The sequence below is a fragment of the Phormidium sp. CCY1219 genome, assembly GCF_035615515.1.
Lineage (GTDB): Bacteria > Cyanobacteriota > Cyanobacteriia > Cyanobacteriales > Laspinemataceae > CCY1219.
Genome location: NZ_JAJENT010000070.1, coordinates 1 through 369, shown reverse-complemented (window position 1 = coordinate 369; position 369 = coordinate 1). Strand labels below are relative to the sequence as shown.

The window sequence follows — 369 nt, the reverse complement described above, 5'->3', positions numbered from 1 at the left end:
TCGCCACTTTCCAGCGGTGGGGGGTTAAGGGCGGAAATTACAGTCATAGCACTCAGAGCGATCGGTGAATTTAAGTTGATTTTTTAGGTCGAAATTGAGGCGATCGGGCAGGGTTAGCGGTCACGATTGCCCCAAACGCTGTAGGAATTCTTGATGTTCTGGCGTCTGCAACCCCTGTTGCAAAACAGCCTGTAGATTAGGGCCGTTTCTCTGACGCAACGCCTCCACAGATAGCCACAAGCCCGGAAAAACTTGCGATCGCAAAATGCCATTTTCATCCGGTTCTAGAGCTACATAGCGACTTTCTTGTAAGATAAACCAATCCAGTTTATTTTCATAAATCTGCCAGACAATATATTCCTGGACTCC

General features: G+C 47.4%; 1 pseudogene. It reads right to left on the bottom strand.

Features of this window, described 5'->3' with window-relative positions:
• Positions 1–120 precede the first annotated feature (120 nt).
• A pseudogene (locus LKK83_RS00460) lies at positions 121–369 on the bottom strand (Uma2 family endonuclease); the annotation flags it as partial.